At 45.6% G+C, this 23213-nt stretch carries 20 protein-coding genes; 15 read left to right on the top strand and 5 right to left on the bottom strand.

All coding sequences use genetic code 11. From position 1 onward, the window contains the following. Positions 1-64: 64 nt before the first annotated feature. The gene (locus tag ACVLR6_RS09055; protein ID WP_035363281.1) at positions 65-2827 is read left to right on the top strand and encodes a M16 family metallopeptidase; all 2763 of its coding nucleotides are present in this window, start codon (positions 65-67) and stop codon (positions 2825-2827) included. Positions 2828-2968: 141 nt separating this feature from the next. Here the strand turns inward: ACVLR6_RS09055 and ACVLR6_RS09050 are convergent, their stop codons facing one another. Then, positions 2969-4036 (bottom strand): amidohydrolase family protein, encoded by a 1068-nt coding sequence (locus ACVLR6_RS09050; RefSeq protein WP_455995057.1) that lies wholly within the window; start codon positions 4034-4036, stop codon positions 2969-2971. 124 nt (positions 4037-4160) lie between these two features. Further along, positions 4161-4556, bottom strand: a complete 396-nt coding sequence (locus ACVLR6_RS09045) for a DUF3144 domain-containing protein (protein ID WP_005178954.1) — start codon at positions 4554-4556, stop codon at positions 4161-4163. 109 nt (positions 4557-4665) lie between these two features. On the opposite strand from ACVLR6_RS09045, the gene ACVLR6_RS09040 reads away from it, so the two are divergent. Further along, on the top strand, positions 4666-5298 hold the full coding sequence (locus tag ACVLR6_RS09040; protein ID WP_016659155.1) for a hypothetical protein: 633 nt from the start codon (positions 4666-4668) through the stop codon (positions 5296-5298). 22 nt (positions 5299-5320) lie between these two features. On the opposite strand, the gene ACVLR6_RS09035 is transcribed toward ACVLR6_RS09040, so the two are convergent. Together ACVLR6_RS09035 and ACVLR6_RS09030 are read right to left on the bottom strand one after the other, a co-directional pair. Next, the gene (locus ACVLR6_RS09035; RefSeq protein WP_160241187.1) at positions 5321-6796 is read right to left on the bottom strand and encodes a CYTH and CHAD domain-containing protein; all 1476 of its coding nucleotides are present in this window, start codon (positions 6794-6796) and stop codon (positions 5321-5323) included. 113 nt (positions 6797-6909) lie between these two features. Beyond that, a complete protein-coding gene (locus tag ACVLR6_RS09030) occupies positions 6910-8367 on the bottom strand; it encodes a CYTH domain-containing protein (RefSeq protein ID WP_455995054.1) in 1458 nt (485 codons plus the stop codon). A 236-nt stretch (positions 8368-8603) separates the two neighbouring features. Between ACVLR6_RS09030 and ACVLR6_RS09025 the strand changes: the two genes are divergently transcribed. The 11 genes from ACVLR6_RS09025 to ACVLR6_RS08975 all read left to right on the top strand — a co-directional run bounded on the left by ACVLR6_RS09025 (position 8604) and on the right by ACVLR6_RS08975 (position 19716). Continuing rightward, positions 8604-8987, top strand: a complete 384-nt coding sequence (locus tag ACVLR6_RS09025) for an Mpo1-like protein (RefSeq protein ID WP_455995050.1) — start codon at positions 8604-8606, stop codon at positions 8985-8987. Between the two features lie 537 nt (positions 8988-9524). Further along, entirely contained in the window at positions 9525-10145 is a 621-nt protein-coding gene (gene thiE, locus ACVLR6_RS09020) for a thiamine phosphate synthase (protein WP_016659151.1), read from the top strand. 42 nt (positions 10146-10187) lie between these two features. Further along, positions 10188-11489 (top strand): glutamate-1-semialdehyde 2,1-aminomutase, encoded by a 1302-nt coding sequence (hemL, locus tag ACVLR6_RS09015; RefSeq protein ID WP_104498526.1) that lies wholly within the window; start codon positions 10188-10190, stop codon positions 11487-11489. 63 nt (positions 11490-11552) lie between these two features. Then, positions 11553-11969: a GlcG/HbpS family heme-binding protein gene (locus ACVLR6_RS09010; protein ID WP_104499001.1), complete on the top strand. Its 417-nt coding sequence runs from the start codon at positions 11553-11555 to the stop codon at positions 11967-11969. 623 nt (positions 11970-12592) lie between these two features. Then, positions 12593-12988: a transposase family protein gene (locus tag ACVLR6_RS09005; protein WP_080631261.1), complete on the top strand. Its 396-nt coding sequence runs from the start codon at positions 12593-12595 to the stop codon at positions 12986-12988. Then, positions 12936-13406, top strand: a complete 471-nt coding sequence (locus ACVLR6_RS09000; RefSeq protein WP_005252359.1) for an IS5/IS1182 family transposase — start codon at positions 12936-12938, stop codon at positions 13404-13406. The genes ACVLR6_RS09005 and ACVLR6_RS09000 overlap by 53 nt, the downstream gene beginning before the upstream one ends. A 487-nt stretch (positions 13407-13893) precedes the next feature. Next, positions 13894-14592, top strand: a complete 699-nt coding sequence (locus tag ACVLR6_RS08995) for a phosphopantetheine-binding protein (protein ID WP_455995046.1) — start codon at positions 13894-13896, stop codon at positions 14590-14592. Between the two features lie 141 nt (positions 14593-14733). Next, a complete protein-coding gene (locus tag ACVLR6_RS08990) occupies positions 14734-15378 on the top strand; it encodes an RluA family pseudouridine synthase (RefSeq protein ID WP_455995043.1) in 645 nt (214 codons plus the stop codon). A gap of 139 nt (positions 15379-15517) precedes the next feature. After that, positions 15518-18355, top strand: coding sequence for an RNA polymerase-associated protein RapA (gene rapA, locus ACVLR6_RS08985; RefSeq protein ID WP_075166923.1), 2838 nt, complete (start codon positions 15518-15520; stop codon positions 18353-18355). 185 nt (positions 18356-18540) lie between these two features. Beyond that, positions 18541-18807 carry a PAAR domain-containing protein gene (locus ACVLR6_RS08980; RefSeq protein WP_005178913.1) on the top strand — a complete coding sequence of 89 codons (267 nt, stop codon included), beginning with the start codon at positions 18541-18543 and terminating at the stop codon, positions 18805-18807. 108 nt (positions 18808-18915) lie between these two features. Further along, positions 18916-19716 carry an alpha/beta fold hydrolase gene (locus ACVLR6_RS08975; protein WP_455995040.1) on the top strand — a complete coding sequence of 267 codons (801 nt, stop codon included), beginning with the start codon at positions 18916-18918 and terminating at the stop codon, positions 19714-19716. A 20-nt stretch (positions 19717-19736) separates the two neighbouring features. On the opposite strand, the gene fabR is transcribed toward ACVLR6_RS08975, so the two are convergent. After that, positions 19737-20363, bottom strand: coding sequence for an HTH-type transcriptional repressor FabR (fabR, locus tag ACVLR6_RS08970; RefSeq protein ID WP_228151050.1), 627 nt, complete (start codon positions 20361-20363; stop codon positions 19737-19739). A gap of 207 nt (positions 20364-20570) precedes the next feature. Here fabR and ACVLR6_RS08965 point away from each other — a divergent pair, with 207 nt between their 5' ends. After that, a complete protein-coding gene (locus ACVLR6_RS08965) occupies positions 20571-21641 on the top strand; it encodes a ferredoxin reductase (RefSeq protein ID WP_156189208.1) in 1071 nt (356 codons plus the stop codon). A 15-nt stretch (positions 21642-21656) separates the two neighbouring features. Next, positions 21657-22751 carry a fatty acid desaturase family protein gene (locus ACVLR6_RS08960; RefSeq protein ID WP_104484700.1) on the top strand — a complete coding sequence of 365 codons (1095 nt, stop codon included), beginning with the start codon at positions 21657-21659 and terminating at the stop codon, positions 22749-22751. Positions 22752-23213: the final 462 nt, after the last annotated feature.

Below are 23213 nucleotides of genomic sequence, written 5' to 3'. Positions count from 1 at the left end.
AACAAACAATTTAATGCTGCAGTCATGCAAGCGGCTGCAGCAGGTAAAAGGTATTGAAAAAATTATGTTAATGCGGTTTAAACAGCTCAGCCTGTCTTTGCTGATCATGGGTGTGGGGGCTACGACATTTGCCCAGCCGGTGTTGGTAAAATCTGAACAGCAGATTGAAGAATACCGGCTGGATAATGGTTTTCGGGTGATTCTGGCGCCGAATGCCAAAGAAAATAAAGTGGTGATGAGTACCATCTACTTTACCGGTTCCCTGAATGATCCCCAAGGCAAAGGCGGTATGGCGCATTTACTGGAACATCTGGCGTTTAAAGGCACCCAGAATGTCCCGGGAGATGAATTCCAGCGCCGTTTAAACCAGTACACCTTAAGCAATAATGCCAGCACCGATTACTACTCGACCAAATATCTGAACACCATCCGCCCAGATCAGACAGCCATTAATGAGATGATTTATCTTGAAGCCGAGCGTATGGACAAGCTGGTGCTGCAAGAAAAATTTGTGCCGGCAGAAATTGCGATTGTGAAGCGTGAACGCGAAGTGCGTATGGATCAGCCCTATGCGGTGTTAATGGATCAGGTCTGGAAAGCGGCCTATGGCAACCAGTATCTGGGCCGTTTACCGATTGGTGATCTGAATGAGTTGCAGTCGATTCAGATGCCGGAATTGCAGCGTTTTTATCGTAACTGGTATGCACCGAATAATGCCGTGATGGTGCTGACCGGCAAGTTTGATAAAGCGCAGGTACTCAAGCAGATTGATCAGCATTTTAGTCCGCTGGCCAAACGCCAGATTCCGGCACAGGTCAAGGTGCCAGTGCTGGATGCCCGTACCATCAAAAACCGGGATTTTTTAGTGCAAAAAGGCAGCCAGCTGGCCAAGTTCAATATCTATTTAAATGGTCAGAACGGCCAGCATAAAACCGCTCTGGCGTTGGCGCCGTATTTATACACCATGCAGCCGAGCGGGCATTTGTATCAGGGCATGGTTGAAACCGGTATCAGCACCATGGTGCAATCGACCACCTGGCTGGATCAGGATTTTAATCTGGTCTTTATGGGTGCCTTGTATGCACCGACTCATAATGCCAAGCAGGTTGAAACTGCCTTGCAGCAGGGTGTCGAGCAGGGCAAAAATTTTAATCAGACCGAGCTGAACCGGGTCAAAACCCTGATTCGTAATAGCCAGGACAGTCTGTTTAGCAATGCCAGTGCTCTTGCCGGTATGCTAAGTGATTATGTGGTATCGGAGCAGGGCAACTGGGCACAGTACTTTGTCCATCAACAGGAATTACAGGCCTTAACGGTGGATCAGGTCAATACACGTTTACAGCAATTCCTGATTCCTGAACATCGTATGCGCGGGCATATTCAGCCGACACCAGAAGAGCAGAAAAAGGCCCAGCAACAGCAGGCTGCTGAACCGCTGAAAACCCTCGATCAAATGGATGTACAGGCCGAGCCACTCAAAGACATCAGCAGCTATGAGCAGGAAATTCAGCAGTATCTGCACACATCCAAACAGGCCTTAAGCCAGACTGAAGCCAAAATCCAGCGTGGCACACTGGCCAATGGCATGAAATATGCACTGTTTCCCACCTCGACCCGGGACGATAAAACCTACGCCACCATTATAGTCGATTTTGGCAATGAAAAATCGCTGTTTAATCAGGGCGAGATTATTGACCTGATGGCCTATTTAATGCTGCGTGCCTCAGATCAGTACAGCCTGCAGGATATTGCCGACAAATCCATTGACGCCGGTGGTTCAGCTTCGGCACAGGCCAATAGCAATGGCGTGGCCATTTCGATTGTGGCCAAAAAAGATAAATTTGATGAGTTTTTCAGATTTGTCTTGGAAATCATGAAAAAGCCGCTGTTTGAACAGGCCCAGTTTGATCTGATCAAGGCACAAAGTCTGGCCAGTCTGGACCGGCCGTATACCGAGCCGGAAACCGTGGCTGCCTTAAATATGGCACGTTTGATCGAGCGTTATCAGCCGGGAGATTTGCGTTATCACTTCGAGCCGGAATTTGCCAAGCAGCAGTTGACCCAGGCCAGCAATGAGAAAGTCAAACAGCTGTATCGGCAGTTTTTTGCCATGGATCATGCCCGGATTGCCATTACCGGCGATTATGAGGCCAAGCCGGTTCTCAAGCTGTTGCAACAGCAGTTTGCCACTTGGAACGGAGCACAGCCGTATCAGCGTTTAAGCGTGCCGTATAACAGCTATGCGGCGCAAAAACAGCATGTACTGTCCGAACAGCGTGAGTTTGGCAGTTATCAGGGCGTGATGACCCTGCCCGTGGGAAATGATCATCCCGATGCAGCCGCATTAATGGTCATGAGTCATATTTTAGGGGACTCACAACTGACCTCACGTCTGGCGCAAGAGCTGCGTGAAAAAAATGCGCTGGTCTACAGTTTTGGCAGTTCGCTCAGTTTAAGCAGCTTTGAAAATTCCGGTGCCCTCAGTGTGAGTGCCAACTATACTGCCGGTAAAGCGGCGCAGTTGTCGCAGGCGGTACATAAAGTCTTTCAGGAGTTGCGCAAAAATGGCGTGACTGCACAGGAAGTAGCGGCGGCCAAGGCTGACATTCTGAAACAGCGTGTCACAGCGCTGGAAGATGAGCGCCGTATTCACCGGATGCTGGTGGCACAGCTGGAACTTGACCGTGATTTACCGTATCGGGAAAAACGTGATCAGGCCATTGCCCGACTCAGCAAAGCCGATATTGATGCGGTGATCCAGAAATATCTGCTGCCGCAACATTGGGTCGAAGTCATGGCTGATCAATATGGTCAGCCGGTAAAATAAGTGCTGATTACAGATCATTCATATAAAAAATCTCCCTAAACGGGAGATTTTTATGAAGCCGGTTATGTTGGCACTGATCCCATCTGCCAGCAATCCTTATAGGTGCTATGAGTAAGTATGAGGTGAATTTATCATAGAGAATTAGAGCCGATAGAATTGTTTGGCATTATCATGGAACACCTGCGCTAATGCCTGCGGATGATACGTCGCCACCACATCGCTAAAGGCATCAATAATCGTGACTAAGTCGCTACTGACCCGATCCATCGGGAAATTGGAACCAAACATCACCCGATACATACCAAAACTTTTTAGCGCATGCTGAATCAGCGGGGCAGTTAAATCAATGATTTCCTGTTTTGAGGCCAGCCGTTGCTGCTGATGAAACTGATGACCCAGTACCGGCATGAACAGCCCGGACAATTTGGTATAGACATTCGGGCAGCGCGCCAGTTCTGCCAGGTCTTCCTGCCAGCGAAACAGGATATTGTCGCGCGCAGTTTGGGTAATACCGGTATGCGAGCCGACCGGACCAAACAGACCGGCCGGTGTACCGAGGTGATCCAGCACAATTGAGGTTTCCGGAAACTGTTTTGCCAGGGCAATCACATCTTCCAGCTGGCTGGAATAGACCCAGGCATCAAAACTTAAATTATGCTGTGCCAGTAGTTCAAAGCCTTTCAGAAATTTTTTGTCACGGTATAAATGCGGATCATCGGCCCAGGCATAAATGTCTTTATCTTCATGAACCGCAGCCATTTTACGAATCCCGCGAAAATGTTGCGGCGCCGCTTTCTGATGCATTTTCAGAATCTGCTTGAACTGGCTGTCACGCGGGTCGGCCGTGGCCACCACTGCACCCAGCTGGATACCATTTTTGGTAAAATCCAGCGACTCAATAAAACGGGTTTCTCCAGCCACACCTTTGCCTTTGTGGTCATGCCAGCTGGCCTCCACATGCACCACTTTTTCAACCGGATAAAAGCCGACATCGCGGCAATAATGCTCGGGCAAATAGGGGGCAGTGACATGCTGGGTATGTCCCAGGGTGTCAATCAGCGCTTTGGATTTTAGCGTACGGATGGTTTTATCCAGTAAGCGTGGATATTTCCCCAGCAGCTTGACCGCCAAGCGTGCGCTGTGTGGTGTGTTATACGGGTCCCATTGATGAATATGCGCATCAATCAGTGCAAATCCAAGATTTTGCATAGCAGGTTGGTTTGATCCTTGAAGATGTCTATTTTATTCAAAGCCAAGTCTGCAAAAAAGAAAAGGGTATTTATCGAAAAGATGACATTAAAAAAGCCCAACAGGGTGGACTTTTTTTAGCAATTTAATGATCGTGATCATGTTTGTGTTTATTGCTGTGAAATTCTTCATTACGACGGAAACGTAAATAGTTCTCGAACTGTTCACAGTATTCATCATAATTGTCTTCCAGCATCATCTGGAACTGCTGCAAAATGTAGGACATGACCTGATCTTTGGCAGCACGCATTTCCTCACCATCTTTGAAGTTATTGGCTGCGACCCAGGTATTAAAACGCGCCGTGCCGAACAACATGGCAGCACTGACCTGACCGCGTTTTTCCGCCGGTTGTTCCTGTGAGCCTTTTTCGACGCGACAAAATTCGTTGGCCTGTTTGATAAATTCATCAGCACGTTCAAAGAAAGCAGCATTTAACGCTTCTTCTTCGGTAACATCGGTTGCTTCAATCTTTTGAACCATGAATTTTTCCTAAGCTAAAATCATAAACAATAATTATAGGCAAAGCCTTGCAGAAACTAAACCTTTGTCTTACTCTAAAAAATAGCCTAAGCAAGAAAAAGGAATCACGATGCAAGATGCAATTGCGGTTCAAAGTCTAAAAAGTGATATTGCGCTGCTGCGACAAAACATCTGGCCGCCGGCACATCTGGCCAATGTAGAAGGGCTGCCAATTTATTATGGCAATCCGGCTGAAGTTGAAGCCTATTTCCAGCAATGGTCCGGATTGATTGAGCGGGCACAAGAGCTGTTTCAGCCCTTTATGGAAGATGAAGTGCTGGATGCCATTCATCTGCCAAGTCACTTAAACCTGCCTTTATTTTTCTTTCATGTTGACCGAATCCGGATTAATAAAACCCGGGCCAAAGAATCAAAAACTTTTCGCGGTCTGGCCAGCTTGATGGAAAAGTGCGGCCAGTTTGATGCTACGCAGATGCTGGCGATGAAACAGTGGCTGGAGAGTGACGACAGCGCCGCACTGGTGGCACACCGTGAGTTTATTGATTTGCGTACCTATGTGTTTCAGCATGGGCAAAGTGAATACACCCGCACCCGTTTTTATGTCAACGGTATTGTGCTGAGTGTCGAACCGCATTTTCAGCTGGTGGATGCCCGGGAAAAACCGCGCAAGCAGCGGAGCGATAGTTATCATGATCCGCTGGCCGATAACGGTACCTGGAAGGTATTTGGCAAGTACCGCTAAATGATTATCTCCGTGCTGGGCTTTAGTCCGACCAGAAGGTTTTGCTGCGGGTAAATTCCAGCAAATGCTGCTGGGCTTCGGCCAGAACATGCTTTTGCTCGGCAGCAATCCAGCCCAGAACAAACCAGGCCTGTGGGTTTTGCTGAACCTCATGTTGAAACAGGGCTTCGGCCACCACCAGATCATTAAACTGCCCCAAAGATTCCTGTGCCGGTTTCAGTGCTTTCAGATACTGTTTGACGGCATCCGCTTCAAATAAAGAGGCAATAAACTCGACTGAATAACGCAGGCGTTTGACTCGTTTGCGGGTGCGGTGCTTCTGTTCACTGTCAAGATGTTCAAACTGCACGGCATCCTGACAAATTTGCCGGTGCATTTTTGCAAGCTGTTTCCGTACCTGTTTTTTCAGCGATTGATCATCTTCATGTGCTGTGCACTGGCTAAACTGTAGCAGCTCCAGCAAGAGGCGCACTGTTTCTGGCGCGCGAAATAGTGCATCAATTTCATCGCTGCTTTCGCTACTTGCTGGCAGTTCCGCGAGGGGAGAGCCGGCCTTGGCCAGACGTGGCATCAGGCTTTCACTCAGCGCATCGCGGTCGCGGGTGGAACCAAGTTGCCGGAACAGTTCTGCCAATTGCGCTTGCCATTCGGGTTGTACCTGTTCGGACCAGTGACCAAAGATTTTCAGCGCGCTGCGTAAACGGCGAATGGCCACACGGGCCTGATGTACATGACCACTCTGATAATGATTGTCGGCAATCGCCGTGGCATTTGGTAATAAATGAGTCAGACAGTTGCTGACAATTTTGGCCAGCGCGCGGCTACTCGAATCATGTTTATCGAGGCTAAAAGGTGTTTGATGTTGAACGGGCAAGATGTCCTGCTGATTCTTGAGCATCTGACCGCGCTGTGATTTGCTGCGAACATCAAGCCAGAGCTGATAGCGTTTTACCCATGGCTGCACAAAATCAATCAGGTCGCTAACATCGCCATGTTTCAGTTCAAACTCGACTTCGTAAATATCGCTTTGTGCTGTTGGTGTGCGGACTTCGCCCTGATCAAACGCCAGTTCAATTGCACTGTCTTTGACTTGTTCAAGCACAATCAGGCGTTGCACATCGGTTTCAAATTGCAGCTCCAGACCGGTATTTTTTAAATCGGCCTTTTTCAGCTCCAGCGCCTGTTTTAGCAAGGTTTGCGCCTGTTTATGTTCCTGATACAGGCTTAGATCCAGCTGCTCCGGTTCATCTGGGCCGAGGGCCAGTTCCAGTTCAAAACGCTCAAAATGATGCTGCCCCGGTGCTTTTAAGGTCTGACACCAGCGTTGACCTTCCAGACGCTGACGCAGGGCGATGGCATGCTGTGCCAGCTGCTGCTCAGGACTGTCATAATATTTGGCCCACAGCTGCATTGGCACTGCTTTTTTCTTGGCAATGGCTTTTTCAAAGGCGCGGCGCTGATGCACCGGCACCTGAAATTTCAGTTCGATTTCCGCCATAACCAACTCCTGCAATTTTTATTCTTGATTGACCTTACTATAGGCCAAGCCATGCATAAAAAGTAGCCATAAAGCGTATTCTTTTGTCTGGCCGGAGCGGAGAGTGGCTGAACTTACTTAATAAATTTGCGGCTGACCAGGAATTGTTCGGTGGCATCCAGCAAAGCTTGCGCATGGACTTCCTGTTTTGCGGTCAGCCAGCCGAGTACAAACCAGTCGCTGGCTTCCAGCTCAGTTTGCTGGATATACAGCGCAGCGGAGGAGAGAACCTGATATTCCTGCGCGGCCAGTTGGGCATCGTTCAGGGCTTTGCTGTACTTTTGCAGGTTTTTAACATCATAGATCGTGGTGAGTACCGGGAAAATAAATTTCAGGGCATTAATTTTCTGCGCCAGCTGATCCAGACTGTCAAAATCGGTCTGGCTGGTCTGGTTTAGCTGTTCTTGCAGTAATTTATATTGATGTTGCAAAGTCTGCTGGGCGGCCTGTTTTAAATCCTGCGCAGGGTGGGAGGCATCTTCATCCAGGCTAAACATCAACAGTTCCAGATAATGATGTACATTCTGGGTCGATTTCACCAGATTGGCCAGTTTCTCTTTGGCATATAAAATATCTTTGGCCAGATTCGAGGCGGTATTCGGATTCTGCAAAAAGGTGCCGAGGGTATTTTGCATGTGCTGCAAATGTTGCAGCTGGTCAAACTGCTGTCTAAACGCCAGTAACTGATTGGCCCATTTTTCCGAAATAGACGCACTCCAGTCTTTGAGCAAATGCACGGTTAAATACAGCTGATTCAGTGCATTCTGTGCCTGCACAATATGCTCGGCTTCATTAACACCGGCTGAAATGGCCGCAATGTTCGGCAGTAAATGCTGCAATTGCTGGGCAATTAACAGTCTTAAATTCTGATCGGCTGAGGCTTTTTTATTTAAACGGAATTCTTCAGCCAGACGCGGCGGGCTGACTTGTAAGTCTAAAGCCAGCAAATTGCCCATTTCGGCCTTGCTGCGTACATCTAACCAGAGCTGGTATTTCTTGACCCATTCAAAACAGAAGGCCAGCAGGGCCTGCACCGAACCAGATTTTAATTCAAACTCAACCTCATGGACGGGATATTCACGCTCGCCGCTGCGAATACAGCCTACATCTAAACTGGCTTCAATCTCGACTTCATCTAGCTGGATAACACGCAAAGTACGCGTAATATCGGTTTCAAATTGCAGTTGCAGCGGGCTTTCAGTCTGACTGAGGACTGTATCTAGTAGCTGTCTGGCTTCGGGAGCGGCATCGTAAATGCTTAAATCAAGCGCAGGTGGCTGGTGCAGTTCGCCCAGGTCATGATTATGTTCAAAACGTTCAATATGGGTTTTGCCGGCTTTCAGTGTTTGCACCCAGCGCGTGCCTTCCAAGCGTTGTCTCAGCGCAATACCATGCTGTGCCAGCAGGCGATCGGTAGTGTCATAATATCGGGCTTGCAGCGAAATGGTTTCAGATTTCTTAGGATCCAGCGCTTTAAGTAAGGCATTACGGCGCGCATCAGGAATTTGAAATTTTAATTCAATCTCGGTCATTCAATTGGTCCTAAAAAATTGAGCAATACAGCAAAAAAGTAGCTTTCTGGCAGATGACGCCGCTATACCAAATTATTATCAAGCGTCCAGAAAAGGCGTTCATTGTTTAAGGCTTCTGATTGTAACCAAAATCTGTCCTGAAAAAAGTAGCCAGAAAAATAGCGCGAACAAAGTGGCTTTTATTTGTACAGAAAATGCGGTAATTTGAGCAAGAACAGAGCATCAGGATGATGAATATGAACGCACCCCTCAACACCGAATGGGCGAAAAAACCGGATGACACGCCTCAAGGTCCAATTCAAAATTATCACGAGTTTTATCGTTTTTATTTAATCGAACACCGCAATATCATGAGCCGGCGTCTGCATATGCTGGGCAGTGGTATCGGCCTGATCTGCCTGACGCAAATGGTCAGGCAGCGGAAGCCACGCTACTTTGTCTATGGACTGGTGGCTGGTTATGCCTGCGCCTGGGTCGGTCATTTTTTCTTTGAAAAAAACAAGCCAGCCAGCTTTAAACAGCCACTGTATAGCTTTATTTCTGACTGGCGAATGTTTGCCGACATTCTGCGTGGCAACCTAAGTCTTAAAGACCGCGCACTGGATAAAATTGACAGCTAATCTTCATTTTTCGAGCAAAACTAAAACTTTCGGTCAAAAATAAGATGAATAGTCAAAAAATTCATTGAAATTGTAGAGTGAATGTTCTATTAATTGAAGCAATGCAGAGTGTATGACACTTTGATGACATCAGTTTTTAACTTTCCAAGCCTGGAGTGACCTTTCTCCGGGCTTTTTTTATAGCTGGAATCATTGAAATAAAAAGAATGAAGAGAGTCAAAAGAGTGTGGACGTACTAGCGTTTGATCACATTTCCCCAAATGCGTCCTGGCATCAAATTCTAGTACGTCCATGAGACCATGAATGCACGTTGGTTGTTATTGATATAAAAAAATAAAAAACAACAACTTATATCGTTATTATTGTGAGTCTTAGTAAATACCGAAACCGGCGCTGACTCTATCCCCAATACTAGGGATTTTGCATAAAAATCTGAACTGAAACAAAGCATCAGCGAAAATACAGGCAAGGCCTGCTCTTGAGCTGTAACTATGTAATAATGAGAGCCAATTTTTTGAGGTGTTTCAGGCAGGCAAAATGCGTGGCTTATATTTAATTACCAATGATGATCCGATTGAACTGCTTTTAGCCAAACTTGAAGGTGCAATGGCGACCTATGAAGTTGCAGTCTTGCAATATCGCCGTAAAAAGGTGGCAAAAGAAGATCAGGCTTATGAAATTGAATATATGAAATCATTGTGTGCACAGTACAAAGTGCCATTTGTGATTAATGATGATTTGGAAGCTGCGGTAAAATATGGTGTCGGCGTGCATTTGGGTCAGGATGATGGCTCAATTGTCGAAGCCGCGGCACGTTTACCAAAGAATGTCCTGATTGGCCGCAGCTGTAACAATTCACTTGAGCTGGCAGAGCAGGCCATTGCCGATGGCGCTAACTATGTGGCATTTGGGGCAATTTTCGCCACCGATACCAAGCCGGAAGCCGGCAATATTGGTCTAGAAACCTTAAAGCAGGCCAAAGCAAAACTGAATGTACCGATCTGCGCGATTGGTGGTTTAACCGTTGAAAATGGTCAGCAGGTGATTGATGCCGGTGCAGACCTTTGTGCGGTGATTAGTGATATATTAGGTCGTCCGATGCATACCGTTGCTCAACGCGTATATGACTGGTCTGAACTATTTAAAAAGGCGGTTTAAGCCGAAATTTTTGTCTGATTTTATTTTGAGTTGAGTCGATTCATGAGCCTATCTCCAAAGCAAGAACAATTATTTAAACAAGCCAGCAAACATATTCCAGGTGGCGTGAACTCACCGGTACGTGCGTTCAATGGTGTAGGCGGCACGCCGGTCTTTATTGAAAAAGCCCAAGGCGCATATTTATACGATGTAGATGGCAAACGCTATGTCGATTATGTCGGTTCATGGGGGCCAATGATTTTGGGTCATGCCCATCCAGCGATTATTAAAGCGGTGCAGGATGCTGCAGTAGACGGTTTAAGTTTTGGTGCGCCAACTGTTCATGAAACGACGCTGGCCGATATTATCTGCGAAATCATGCCATCAATTGAACTGGTGCGTATGACCAACTCCGGTACAGAAGCCACCATGACCGCGATTCGTCTGGCACGTGGTTATACCGGCCGTGACAAGATCGTGAAATTTGAGGGCTGTTACCACGGTCACTCAGATTCATTACTGGTGAAAGCCGGTTCTGGCCTGTTAACCAAAGGTGAGGGTGAAGCGACCTCTGCCGGTGTTCCTGCGGATTTTGCCAAACACACCTTAACCCTGCCATATAACGATATTGCCACCTTAAAAGAATGCTTTGCCAAGTTTGGTTCAGAAATTGCCGGGGTGATTGTGGAACCGGTTGCCGGTAACATGAACCTGGTTGCGCCAATTGATGGTTTCTTGCAAGCCATTCGTGATGTCTGTGATGAACATGGCTCGGTGTTTATTATTGATGAAGTGATGACCGGTTTCCGTGTCGGCTTAGGCGGTGCGCAGGCGCATTATGGCGTTACCCCAGATTTAACCACCTTGGGTAAAATCATTGGTGCCGGCTTACCGGTCGGTGCTTTTGGTGGTAAACGCGAAGTGATGGAATGTATTGCGCCACTGGGTAAGGTGTATCAGGCCGGAACATTGTCGGGGAACCCGCTGGCGATGCGTGCCGGTATCGAGATGTTTAAACATCTGCGTGAGCCAGGCTTCTATGAAAAATTAAGTACACAACTGGAAAAACTGCTGGCCGGTTTACAGGCAGCGGCAGATGAAGCCGGTATTGCGTTTAAAACCCAGCAAGTGGGCGCGATGTTTGGTCTGTACTTTACCGATCAGGACGATATCACCAGCTTTGACTCGATGCTAAAATGTGATGTCGATGCTTTCCGTAAATTCTTCCACGGCATGCTGGAGCGTGGCGTGAACCTGGCACCATCTGCATTTGAAGCCGGCTTTATTTCAAGCGCGCACAGCGATGAAGATATCGAGTTTACCATTCAGGCGGCAAAAGCCACTTTTGCTGAGATGAAAGCGTAAATTTGACCTCTCCCTAACCCTCTCCTAAAAGGAGAGGGAAGCTTCAGTTAATTCGAGATCAAAATGAAAACCAAACATTATATGACTTTAAGTGATGCTGAATTTCTATTAAATGAAGCGCATCAATATGCGATACAGCATAACTTTAATGTCAGTATTGCCGTGGTGGATGAAACGGGCAGTTTACTGGCCATGAAACGTATGGATGGGGCAGCACCAATGACTGCAAATCTAGCCATCGAAAAAGCCAAATGTTCTGCCATGAGTCGCCATGCATCCAAACTGTTTGAAGATATTATCAAAGGCGGTCAGATGGGCTTCCTGACCATGGAATCATTTTCAGGGATGCTAGAAGGTGGTGAACCGATTATGTATCAAGGGCAGCTCGTCGGTGCGATGGGTGTGTCGGGTGTGAAGTCGTTTGAAGATGCGGAGATTGCACGGGTAGCGATTGAGAAGTTTGTAGCACAGCAAAGTTAATTCAAGAAAAAAATTGATTAGCTCAACTCAATAAATTCATCCAAAGTTGTACCAAAATGAAGCGTGGAACGTTAAATATGAATTAAAAAGCCCAATCGCTAATGATTGGGCTTGCCTATATACAATAAAATTATGATTTAAAAAGGAAATCAAAAGAATTTCGTATAACGTGTATTATGTTAATTTAAGGAAATCTTAAAGTTAATTAACTTATTTCCTTTATTTCCTCATTGAGTATTTTCAATACTGTTAAACATATATCTAAACGCTGCCTATCTGAAAGATTAGGTACATCACTCGGGTATATCCGAACATTTATTCCATTCCAAATAAACCAATCATTTCCATTTTTGCATGGCTCTACATTTAGAAATTTATCATTACCTGCATAACCTGTAGATGCATTAAATTGTCGTGACTCCATCAAGACTCGCACAATAGGGTATTTTTTATTAGATTTATTTTCCCAATTTCTTTTTAGTAGCCTATTTACCGTATTTGGCCACCTTATATGAAAACCATTATCACTAAAATATTAGATCTCTTTCATAAATCAAAAAACGATCTTCTTTTTGGTTAATATTTGCACTCCGGATTTCTTAGCATTCGTGCATAATCTGCGGATGAAATACATCGATTCAAACAAGCTTTCTGATCCTCAGTTCAAGCGATACACAGGCATCTCATGGTCAACTTTCTATTTGATGGTTGAGCAATTGCAGAAGCATGTCTCTGCCAAAGGCAGACCGCCCAAGTTAAGCCTGGAGGATCAGGTCCTGCTCTGTCTGAGCTATTGGCGGGAATACCGAACCTTATTTCACGTTGCGACGAGTTACGGGGTTTCAGAGCCCACAGCCTCAAGAATTGTCCGTCATGTTGAAGACTGCCTGATTCGGTCCAATCTGTTTAATTTACCCAAAGATTTACCCGAGGGCGAAGGCATCGACTGGCATGTTGTGATCGTGGATGCCACGGAAATTCCAATCCAAAGGCCTAAAAAAACAGAAGAAAAGCTATAGCGGCAAGAAAAAGACCCATACCTTTAAAGTACAGGCCATGATTCACTACAAAACTCAGAAAATTCTGAGTTTATGTACCAGTCGCGGTGCAGTGCATGATTTCGAGTTGTTCAAACGCAATTTAAACCAGATTCCTTTTGGGGCTTTTATCCTTGCAGATAAAGGCTATCAGGGGATTTATGTGTTGTATCCGAATAGCCTGTTGCCATTAAAAGCCAAAAGACACTGTAAATTAGATCCTGAATTGAAAATCTATAATCAAGAAATCAATAAAAGAAGAATCGGAATTGAGCATGTATTTGGCAGCCTGAAAACCTTCAAAATCCTTGCTGAGCGTTATCGAAATAGAGGTAAAAGGCTTGGTTTGAGATTCAATTTAATCGCTGGAATCTACAACTTGGAACTGAGCAAAAAATGATTTATGAAAGAGGTCTAATCTCTAGGTATTAACCAGAATCTGCTATTACGTTTAATTAGGGCATATTTACGGGAATCATATTTTGGCAATCGTGCTTGTTCCTCTAGAGTGTACCTATCAAATTCTTGAGCCAATCGAAGCCGTTGTCTTTCCATTTTGCTACTAATTTTTGCATTTTGTTCTTGCTCTGATAGAGGAATGCATTTATACAAACCATGCCATAAATATTATGAGCAATAAAACTCCGATAAAGCCTTTAGAAGAGTAAGTTTTTATTTTCATTGTTTCAAATAGGGTTAATGATTTAACTACCTAAATTAATCTATAGTTCGATCAATTGCTTGTATTGAATTATGCTTATTTAAGATAATGGCGATTATACGAAATTAGAACAATAAACGTCTGTGAAATCAAAGTGTTTTTTAAATCGATGCTAAACTAAAATAGCATGAATCATCATGCTATTTTGTATTTATAAGAGCCTTCCATGCTGTACCTCATGCCCAAAAAAATCCAACTCGTACCATCTCAAGCCAAATGGCAGCTTGCATCAAATGAATCTGTTTTGGTACTGGTAGGACTGCAAAACCTAAGGATGATGGTAGGTATACAGGACAGCGACCTGATGACTCATCTGATCCAGATCAGCAATAAAGCCAAAGCACTGGACATTCCTATTGTCGATCTATACGGCGATGATGTCCTGCAAGGCATGCAGCAGTTGGGTGAATACGCTTCAACCCATCCCCAACTGATTTTTGCCGGACAGATCACTCCGATGCTAAAACAGATTTTACCGCATCTGTATAGCGTGACCGAACAGCTCTGTGTGGTCGACGATGCGATTTTATTGGTGAATCAGGAACAGCATATTCAGTGGATTGAAAATATTTCGGCACAGGGGATACATCACTTAAATACCTATAGCCTGACTCGCTTATGGGATTTAAGTGCGCCGTCAGAATATGTATTGTCGACCAAAGGCATTATGTTGGCTGTCGCAGAACAGCTGGATATGGATGCCTTGGAAATTGATCCTTATGTCGACCTAAAAAATTATGGTCTGGATTCGGTAGCGATGGTGAGTCTGGTCGGTTTATGGCGTGCCAATGGTGCCAATATTCGCTATGAAGATATGCAGTCCAAACCCACACTACACGGATTGCTGCAGATTTTAACGGGCTAAATTTGCCATTTTCAGAAAATTGACATTTTTATTCAGCAAAATCGGAAAAAACGTCTGCAATTTGCGCAAATTGCATTGTAATTGTGGTGCAAGGTTTTTATCATTGCCGCCTTATTTTCGCGATCAGCCTGGAAGTGTACTTTGAGTAATTTTCTAACCGAACACCTGATTTATCGAGATGAAGATTTTATGCTCATCCATAAACCGGCCGGCTTACTCACAGTGCCAGGAAAAACAGCAGATTTACAAGACTGCCTGATCAGCCGTTTGGTCGCCATTGAGCCTAAAACCCTGTTAATTCATCGTCTGGATCGTGACACCTCAGGTATTTTGGTGTTTGGTCTTAGCCGCTTGGGGCAAAACAAGATTTCACGCCAGTTTCAGGAACGCCAGACCGATAAGCATTATCAGGCAGTGGTGGCCGGGCATCTATACGGCGAAGGCACCATTGATGTGCCGGTGGTCTATGATCCAACCTGTCCGCCGTTGCATATGGCCGATCCTTCTCATTCGAAACCGGCGCTTACCCACTGGCAGGCGCTGGAACAGTTTGAAATAAATGGACAGGCGGTTACGCGGGTCAAACTTATTCCAATTACCGGCCGTTCGCATCAGCTGCGGGTGCATATGCAATATCTGGGTCATCCAATTATTGGCGATACCTTATATGCCACGCCAGAGCAGCAACAGCTGTCTCCACGCCTGTGTTTGCATGCGGCGTATTTAAGTTTTCAACATCCTCAAACGGGAGAAACACTGGAGTTTAATTGCCCGGTGCCGTTTTAAGGGAAACATATCCTCATGAATTTAAGCTCACTTTTTGGTGGGCTTTATGTCAAAATATATTGCTTTACGATGTCAAATTTTGCTCAAATGGCAAGCAGTCCTTGAGTGATAACGCGACAGTCCTAACTTCTAGAAAAAGGTGGAAAAATTGCAGCAGTTTGCTATTGGTCAACGTTGGTTGTCAGATACAGAAACAGAACTGGGCTTAGGCGTTCTTATTGATGTAGATGAACGTTCAATCAGCATTTTATTCCCCAAGAGTGACGAAACCCGTGTCTATGCACGTAACAATGCACCTTTGTCCCGTATCGTGTTTAATGCGGGCGATGAAGTACAGGACCAGGAAGGCCTGAAATGGACGGTTCAGAGTCTGGAAGATCGCGGTGGCGTGGTGCGTTATAACGTGGTACGTCAGCTGGAAGATGGTTCAGAAGAACAGAAATCGCTGAATGAAACCCGAATTGGCGCGCAAATCCAGCTGTCTAAACCCTTAGACCGTTTACTGGCCAGCCAGATTGACTATAAAGAATGGTACGACCTGCGTATTGAAGCGCTGTTGATGCAGGCCAATATGCACAGCAGTCCGCTGCGTGGCCTGATTGGTTCACGCGTTGGCCTGATTCCGCATCAACTCTATATTGCCCACGAAGTCGGTAAGCGTTTTGCACCGCGTGTATTACTGGCCGATGAAGTGGGTTTGGGTAAAACCATTGAAGCCGGTCTGATTATCCATCAGCAGCTCAAAACCGGCCGTTCTGAACGTATTTTAATTTTGGTGCCAGATTCACTGCAATATCAGTGGATGATTGAAATGCGCCGCCGTTTCAACCTGCAGTTCTCTTTATTTGATCTGACCCGTACAGCGTCAATTAAAGAACATGACCCGGATTTAAACCCGTTCCTGACCGAGCAATGTATTATTGCTTCTATTGACCTGATGATTGACCACGAAGATCTGCGTGAGCAGGCACTTGAAGCTGGTTTTGATTTACTGGTGGTTGATGAAGCGCATCACCTGATGTGGTCAGAAGAAGAAGGCGGCAATGACCGTTATGATCTGGTCGAAGAATTCGCTGAACAAACGGCGGGTGTGCTGCTCTTAACTGCAACCCCGGAACAGTTGGGTGTTGAAAGTCACTTTGCCCGTTTACGCCTGCTCGATCCGCAGCGTTTTAGTTCGTTGGACCGTTTCCTGGATGAAGAAGCGCAGTATCAGCAAACAGCCAAAATTGCTGAAGTACTGATGTCCGACATGCCACTGGAAGAAGGTCATCTGGCTGCTTTGGAAGGCTTGCTCGGTCATCGTATTGAAGACCATCCGGAACAGCGTTTCCGCGCCATTCATGAACTGTTAGACCGTCATGGTACCGGCCGTATTTTATTCCGTAACACCCGTGAAGCGATTCAGGGCTTCCCGGGCCGTGACTGTCAGCCAGCACCACTGCCAGCCCCAGACCACTGGGCCAAAGAGGGCAAGTTGCGTGAACAGATGTGGCCAGAAGAAGGCCAGCTTGATGGTGCGTGGATGGAAACCGATCCGCGTGTAATGTGGCTGATGGAAAAGCTGCGCAGCGATTTAAAACACAAAAAAGTGCTACTGATTGCACGTAGTGGTCCGGTGGTGGAAGCGCTAGAAAATGCACTGCGTTTACACGCTGGTATTCGTACTGCGATGTTCCATGAAGGTATGAGCCTGCTGGAACGTGACCAGGCGGCGGCGTATTTCGCAGAAGATTCCTATGGTGCGCAAATCCTGCTCTGTTCGGAAATTGGTTCAGAAGGGCGTAACTTCCAGTTTGCATCGGATTTAATTTTATTTGATTTACCGGCGAACCCGGACGTACTGGAACAGCGAATTGGCCGTCTAGACCGGATTGGTCAGGAAAATCGGATTCAAATTCATGTGCCGTATTTACTCGGTACGGCGCAAGAACGCATGTTCCGCTGGTATAACGAAGCGTTGAATATTTTCAGCAATATTTCCCCAACGGCGCAGACTTTGCAGGAAAACTTCATTGTTGAATTAAAAGACTGCTTACTGGCAGATCAAGGCCAGCAGTTTGAAGAATTGCTGGAAGCGGTTAGCGTACAGCGCGAAGCTTTGGAAGCTGAATTGCAGGAAGGCCGTGACCGCCTGCTGGAATACAACTCTTGCCGTCCGGTGGTGGCACAGGAAATTGTCCAGGCGCTGGAAGATTATGATGACAACACTACCTTGCCAATGTTCATGAAGCGCTTTATGGCTTCAACCAACATCGACTTTGATGAACAAAGCAATGGCACAGTCATCATCAAGCCAACAGACCAGATGCAGGTACAAGGTCTGACTTTAGATGAAGAGGGCATGACTGCGACTTTCTATCGTGATCAGGCTCAAATCCGCGAAGATGCACAATATCTGACTTTGGAACATCCATTTACCGAAAGCGTGATGGAAATGATCAATACCCAAAGCTTTGGTAGTACCAATGTGGCGGTGTTAAAGTCAGCTGCATTACCGCAAGGTTCGGTGCTGCTGGAAGTGTGGTTCAAGGTTGATGTGATTGCACCAAAAGCATTGAACCTGCCATCAAGCTTGCCGCAGCAATTGATTCGTGTATTGCTGAGTGAAAAAGGTCAGGATCTGTCGCAAAAAATTGCCCCTGAAATCTTAAAACCGTATTTACATCATTTAGATGGCAATAGCTGCCGTCAGGTGGTAAAAGCACGCCGTGAAGTGATTGAGCAGCGTTATGCACAGGCGCTGGACATTGCCAAAACTGCCTTGCCGGGCTTAAAAGAGCAGGCCAAAGAAATGTATGGCGCGAAATGGCAATATGAAATTGACCGTCTAACGTATCTGAAGCAATTTAACCCAAGCATCCGTGAAGATGAAATCAGCCGTTTGCAGAAATTGCAAAAAGAAGGTTTAAGCCTGCTTGACGGTATTGCGGTTACCCCGGAAGCGATTCAGGTGATGGTGGTGGTTAAACCATAACAGTCGTAATTTTTAGAAAAGCACCTTCGTGAACTGCACCCCGAAAGTTGGACACTTTTAGTCTAATTTGAAGGGTGCTTTTTTATGCTGATTTGCCTGACATAAACAGCCCGGCGATCAGTGCACTAGAGTCCGGTAAAATGTTCATGCTAAGATGAGCCAAATTTTTAAAAGATATAACAACGATGGGTAAAGCATTAGTCACTTTAGGCTCTAAAACTTCACATGGCGGTGTGGTTGCTGAATGTGAAAGTTCATTTGTTATTAATGGCATTGCCGTGCATTTAAATGGCATGAAGCATTATTGTCCAAAATGTAAAACTACAGTAGCGGCCATTGCGGCCGATCCAACCACCCAGGTCAAAGGGCGTGGTGTGGTGATTGTTGGTGATAAAACCACCTGCGGCGCAACTTTCTTGCCTAGCCAGAATCTGGTGGTGTCGGCTAAATAAATATATTGGTCAGGCGTAGAGTGTTGAACCAGCCTGGCTAATCTTGAGAATCGCAGCAAAAATTAAAATTACCTCCTGCAAAATGGATTATCTGCTTCAAATACCTTTATGACCAAAACTGTTGTTTATTTTGCCCATGCCAATGGCATCGCCAGTCCTTGCTATCAGACCTTTTTTGATTATTTTGATGCCGATATTGAGCTGAAATATATTCCGGTCATTGGTCTGAATCCGCACTATCCGGTTGAGCCAAAATGGGAAAAACTGGTGGCGCAGGTCATTGCCGATATCGAGTTACAAACACCAAAACAGGCGGTGGTCGGTTTGGGGCATTCTTTTGGCGCGCTGGTGTTGCTGATGGCATCTTATCAACGGCCAGATTTATTTAGCCAGCTGATTTTAATGGACCCGCCTTTTGTGATTGGTAAAACAGCGCCGATATTCGAGTTATTGCAAAAGCTGGGTTCAAAACAGATTGACCGTTTAACCCCGGCCGGGCTGAGTCTGAAACGTAAAGACGCCTGGTCTAGCCGTGAGCAGGCTTATCAGCAGTTACGTGGCAATGCCTTGTTTAAACAGTTTGATGAGCGCTGTTTTCAGGATTTTATCCGGCATGGTCTTAGAGAAGATGAGGCCGGCATCAGCTTACAGATTCCAAAACAGGTCGAGGCAGATATTTTTAGAACTGTACCAAGCTGGTGGTGGCGTTGGCCGCGTAAAGCCCCAAATTTACCGGTGCATTTAATCACGGCAGAGCAGAGTGCTTTTTATAAGCAAGGTTTCCCGCAGGGACTAAAAAAGATATATGGCATTGAGTTTAGTGTTGTAGCGGGTGGGCATATGTTCCCGCTGGAATCTCCTGAGCAGAGCGCACGCGATGTGCAGCAGCGGATTCGATCAACACTTTAAATAAGCAGTTTAAAATCCAGTTAACGGATTTGTGCTTCATCTAAATGGCGTGCGCCTTCGAGCAGCATCCGGATCATGATCATGGTTTGCTCGGCAATGATTTTACGTTCATTGGCGGGCATATCAATCACTTTGGCACCCATATTAAACACCAGCTGGGTAATGGCTGAAGAAACAATCTCCGGATGGGACAGTTTGCTGTTATTCAAACGCTCCAGACGAATCAGGTCATCTTTCAGTTCTTGCTGGAAATAGTTCAGCTGACGTTCCACTGCCTGCTTATAAGACGTCGATCCGGTATAGCCTTCACGCAACAGCAGACTTAAATTACCTTCATCAGCATCTAGCTGTTCAATAAAGACTTCAACCGAGGTGCGGATAATGCTGTTCTGTTTGGATGCTTTTAAACGTGCCTGATTCAGAATCTGACGCAGCACATGGCCGGCCCGGTCAATCAGGGCAATGGCCAGCTCATCAATATCTTTAAAGTGACGATAAAAACTATTCGGTGCAATACCGGCTTCGCGCGCGACTTCACGCAGGCTTAAAGAGGCAATACTTTTTTGGGGTCCGATCAGATTCAGTGCAGCCTGAAACAGCTCTTCCTTGGTAATGGTCGCTTTCCTGCCGACCGTACGCACCGTCATGGGTTCACGGATGTTGGGAACATCTTGGGCAAGAACATCATTACTTATTTTCATGGCAGGCTGAGTCATAGGGTCCAGAGCTGAAAGGCTTTTCAGTAGTATAGCCGTTGTGTGTGAACTTGTGAAATGAATAGAAACAATACAAGCGTATATACAAATATATATACATGTGTATAATAATTGAGAATTCATCGCGTGGTGTAGGCTATGCACGTTATCGAAAAGTCGAAATCTCCCCTCAAATCTCTTGCGAGTGCGATTGTTGATCCGTACTCGGCAAACTTCTGGTTACAAAAAATCAATCCGTTGTGGTCTGTGAATCAGGCATTGGGCAAGATTGTGCAAAAGCAGCAGACCGCGCAGGACACGGTCAGCCTGATGGTGCAGTTCAATCAGAAATTCCAGCTTGGACAGGCGGGCCAACATCACCCGGTCTTTGTCACCATTGAAGGAATTCGCTATGAGCGTACCTACAGCCTGACGCAACTGGATACTCAGCATGTGCTGTTAACCGTTAAAAAAGTCGATCAGGGTAAAGTCAGCAGCTGGTTGGTCAATCAGGCCAATGTGGGCGATATTCTGGAATTTGGCCAGCCTTATGGCGATATGTTGTTGCCTGAAGCGACACAGCCACTCATTTTGCTGGCTGCCGGTAGTGGTATTACCCCAATGTATAGCCTGGTCGATGCTTTGGCCAAATCGGGTCAATTAAAGCAGACCCCGGTTAAACTGATGTACTGGGTAAAAACCTTTGCCGATGTTGCTTTTAAAACCCAGTTTGAACAATGGGCGACACAATATCCACACTTTAGCTTTGACGTGTTTTATACCCAGGCAGGGGAAACACCGGCACAGCGTCTGAATGAAAGCCATCTGCAAGCCCTTGAGCAGATTGAACAGAGCGCAGTCTATGCCTGTGGTCCATCGGGTTTTGCTGCACGGGTAGAAGAACTGTTTGCGCATGCACAACAATTAAAAACTGAAGCCTTTAGCATGAGCCCAATGCTCAATGAAGAAGCTGGTTTTGTGCAGGTGACCTTAACCCAATCGAATAAAACCGTGACCATTCCCAAAGGCCAATCTATTTTGACCAGCCTGGAGCAGCAGAATATTCAACCGAAGCATGGCTGCCGTATGGGAATTTGTAATAAATGTGCCTGCAACAAAGTCGAAGGCTCGACCAAAAATCTGGTGAATGGTGCGCAAAACACCGAACCGGGTAATTTGCTCAAGCTTTGCGTGAATTCGGCACAAACAGACTTAGTTATTGACTTATAAGCGGGTACACTCACTATGAATATGCCAGTCAAATTTGAATATTTTAAAAATCCTAAAAACCGCGAATTAACCCAATTAGAACTGGATGAATTGGCGCGTGAATTAGACGCCATCAAGCAGGAAGTGCTGGATGATTTAGGCGAAAAAGATGCCAAATACATCCGCCGTGTATACTCAACCATCCGTTATGCTTCTATTGCGGGTCGTGCCTGCCTGTTTGCTGGCTGGTTCCCGCCAGCCTGGATTTTGGGTACTGGTCTGCTCGGCTTTGCCAAAATCATGGAAAATATGGAACTTGGCCATAACGTCATGCACGGTCAATATGACTGGATGAACGATCCAAAATTCAACGGTCAGACCTATGAGTGGGATATTGTCGGTACCTCTGAAAACTGGCGTCAAACCCACAACTACAAGCATCATACCTATACCAATATTAAAGGTATGGATGATGATATCGGCTATGGTCTGGTACGTCTGTTCCCGGAACAACGCTGGAAACCGGGTCATCTGCTACAACCGGTTTACAGTATTCCATTCTGTTTACTGTTCCAGTGGGGTGTTGCGATTCAAAACCTGGAACTCGGTAAAGTGTGGATGGGCCGTAAAACCAAGGCTGAGCTGAAAGAAGAGTGGAAACCTTTACAGCGCAAAATCTCTAAACAGCTGTTTAAAGACTATGTGTTCTTCCCGCTGATTGCTGGTCCTGCAGCGTTACCAGTATTCACTGGCAACCTGGTGGCCAACGGAATCCGTAACATCTGGACCTTCAGTATTATTTTCTGTGGTCACTTCACCAAAGATGTTGAGGTATTCCCAAAATCGGTATTGAAAAATGAAAGCCGTGGTCACTGGTATATGCGCCAGATTCGCGGTTCTTCTAACCTGACCGGTTCAGAAGCGTTCCATATTCTGACTGGCCATTTAAGCCATCAGATTGAACACCATTTATATCCGGATGTGCCGGCACGCCGTTACCGTCAGATGGCGCCAAAAGTACAGGCAGTATGTGAAAAATATGGTTTGCACTACAACAATGCCAGCCTGTTTAAACAATATGGCAGTGTACTGAAACGGATTGCCAAGTATGCGTTTCCGTTTAAAAAATAGGCATAAAATGCGTTAAGACAAAAAGGCAATTTTTATAGGAAATTGCCTTTTTTATTGTATAGAAAGAGCCATAAAAACTAAAAACAAAGCAGCCAACTCGGGAATCTGGAGAAAAAGGTTATTTGGTATGATTTTTGTTAATTGTTTATAAAATAATTCACATAAATGATTAACTTTGAGCATTTATGCCAATTACTTGATAAGTACAATGATATCCAAGCTTATATACTCTATGTGAGTATAAGTATATAGTTTTGATGAAAATTTAAAGCACAACAAGATTGATGACACTCAGTTAAATATGTATATGAAAAACATGTTAATTATTTACACATTTTAACAATTGGTAAAAATATTTAGGATTAAACATTTTTTAATTGAAAATCATAATCATAATTAAAATTAAAATGCAGTGAATTATTTCTAAACAATTTGGAGGTTTATACAACATATACTAAACAA

The organism is Acinetobacter sp. T63, assembly GCF_053852345.1.
Note: the sequence above shows the minus strand (reverse complement) of the source record. Positions and strands in the feature narration are given on the sequence as shown.

What these genes read in the sequence shown, in the direction of transcription:
- ACVLR6_RS08975 (WP_455995040.1), top strand. Translation starts at nt 18,916, where the DNA reads ATGACCAAAACTGTTGTTTATTTTGCCCATGCCAATGGCATCGCCAGT.
- ACVLR6_RS08960 (WP_104484700.1), top strand. Translation starts at nt 21,657, where the DNA reads ATGAATATGCCAGTCAAATTTGAATATTTTAAAAATCCTAAAAACCGC.
- ACVLR6_RS09040 (WP_016659155.1), top strand. Translation starts at nt 4,666, where the DNA reads ATGCAAGATGCAATTGCGGTTCAAAGTCTAAAAAGTGATATTGCGCTG.
- ACVLR6_RS09025 (WP_455995050.1), top strand. Translation starts at nt 8,604, where the DNA reads ATGAACGCACCCCTCAACACCGAATGGGCGAAAAAACCGGATGACACG.
- ACVLR6_RS09055 (WP_035363281.1), top strand. Translation starts at nt 65, where the DNA reads ATGTTAATGCGGTTTAAACAGCTCAGCCTGTCTTTGCTGATCATGGGT.
- ACVLR6_RS09005 (WP_080631261.1), top strand. Translation starts at nt 12,593, where the DNA reads ATGAAATACATCGATTCAAACAAGCTTTCTGATCCTCAGTTCAAGCGA.
- ACVLR6_RS08980 (WP_005178913.1), top strand. Translation starts at nt 18,541, where the DNA reads ATGGGTAAAGCATTAGTCACTTTAGGCTCTAAAACTTCACATGGCGGT.
- ACVLR6_RS08995 (WP_455995046.1), top strand. Translation starts at nt 13,894, where the DNA reads ATGCTGTACCTCATGCCCAAAAAAATCCAACTCGTACCATCTCAAGCC.
- ACVLR6_RS09035 (WP_160241187.1), bottom strand. Translation starts at nt 6,796, where the DNA reads ATGGCGGAAATCGAACTGAAATTTCAGGTGCCGGTGCATCAGCGCCGC.
- ACVLR6_RS09050 (WP_455995057.1), bottom strand. Translation starts at nt 4,036, where the DNA reads ATGCAAAATCTTGGATTTGCACTGATTGATGCGCATATTCATCAATGG.
- ACVLR6_RS09010 (WP_104499001.1), top strand. Translation starts at nt 11,553, where the DNA reads ATGAAAACCAAACATTATATGACTTTAAGTGATGCTGAATTTCTATTA.
- thiE (WP_016659151.1), top strand. Translation starts at nt 9,525, where the DNA reads ATGCGTGGCTTATATTTAATTACCAATGATGATCCGATTGAACTGCTT.
- fabR (WP_228151050.1), bottom strand. Translation starts at nt 20,363, where the DNA reads ATGACGGTGCGTACGGTCGGCAGGAAAGCGACCATTACCAAGGAAGAG.
- hemL (WP_104498526.1), top strand. Translation starts at nt 10,188, where the DNA reads ATGAGCCTATCTCCAAAGCAAGAACAATTATTTAAACAAGCCAGCAAA.
- ACVLR6_RS09045 (WP_005178954.1), bottom strand. Translation starts at nt 4,556, where the DNA reads ATGGTTCAAAAGATTGAAGCAACCGATGTTACCGAAGAAGAAGCGTTA.
- ACVLR6_RS08965 (WP_156189208.1), top strand. Translation starts at nt 20,571, where the DNA reads ATGCACGTTATCGAAAAGTCGAAATCTCCCCTCAAATCTCTTGCGAGT.
- ACVLR6_RS09000 (WP_005252359.1), top strand. Translation starts at nt 12,936, where the DNA reads ATGCCACGGAAATTCCAATCCAAAGGCCTAAAAAAACAGAAGAAAAGC.
- ACVLR6_RS09030 (WP_455995054.1), bottom strand. Translation starts at nt 8,367, where the DNA reads ATGACCGAGATTGAATTAAAATTTCAAATTCCTGATGCGCGCCGTAAT.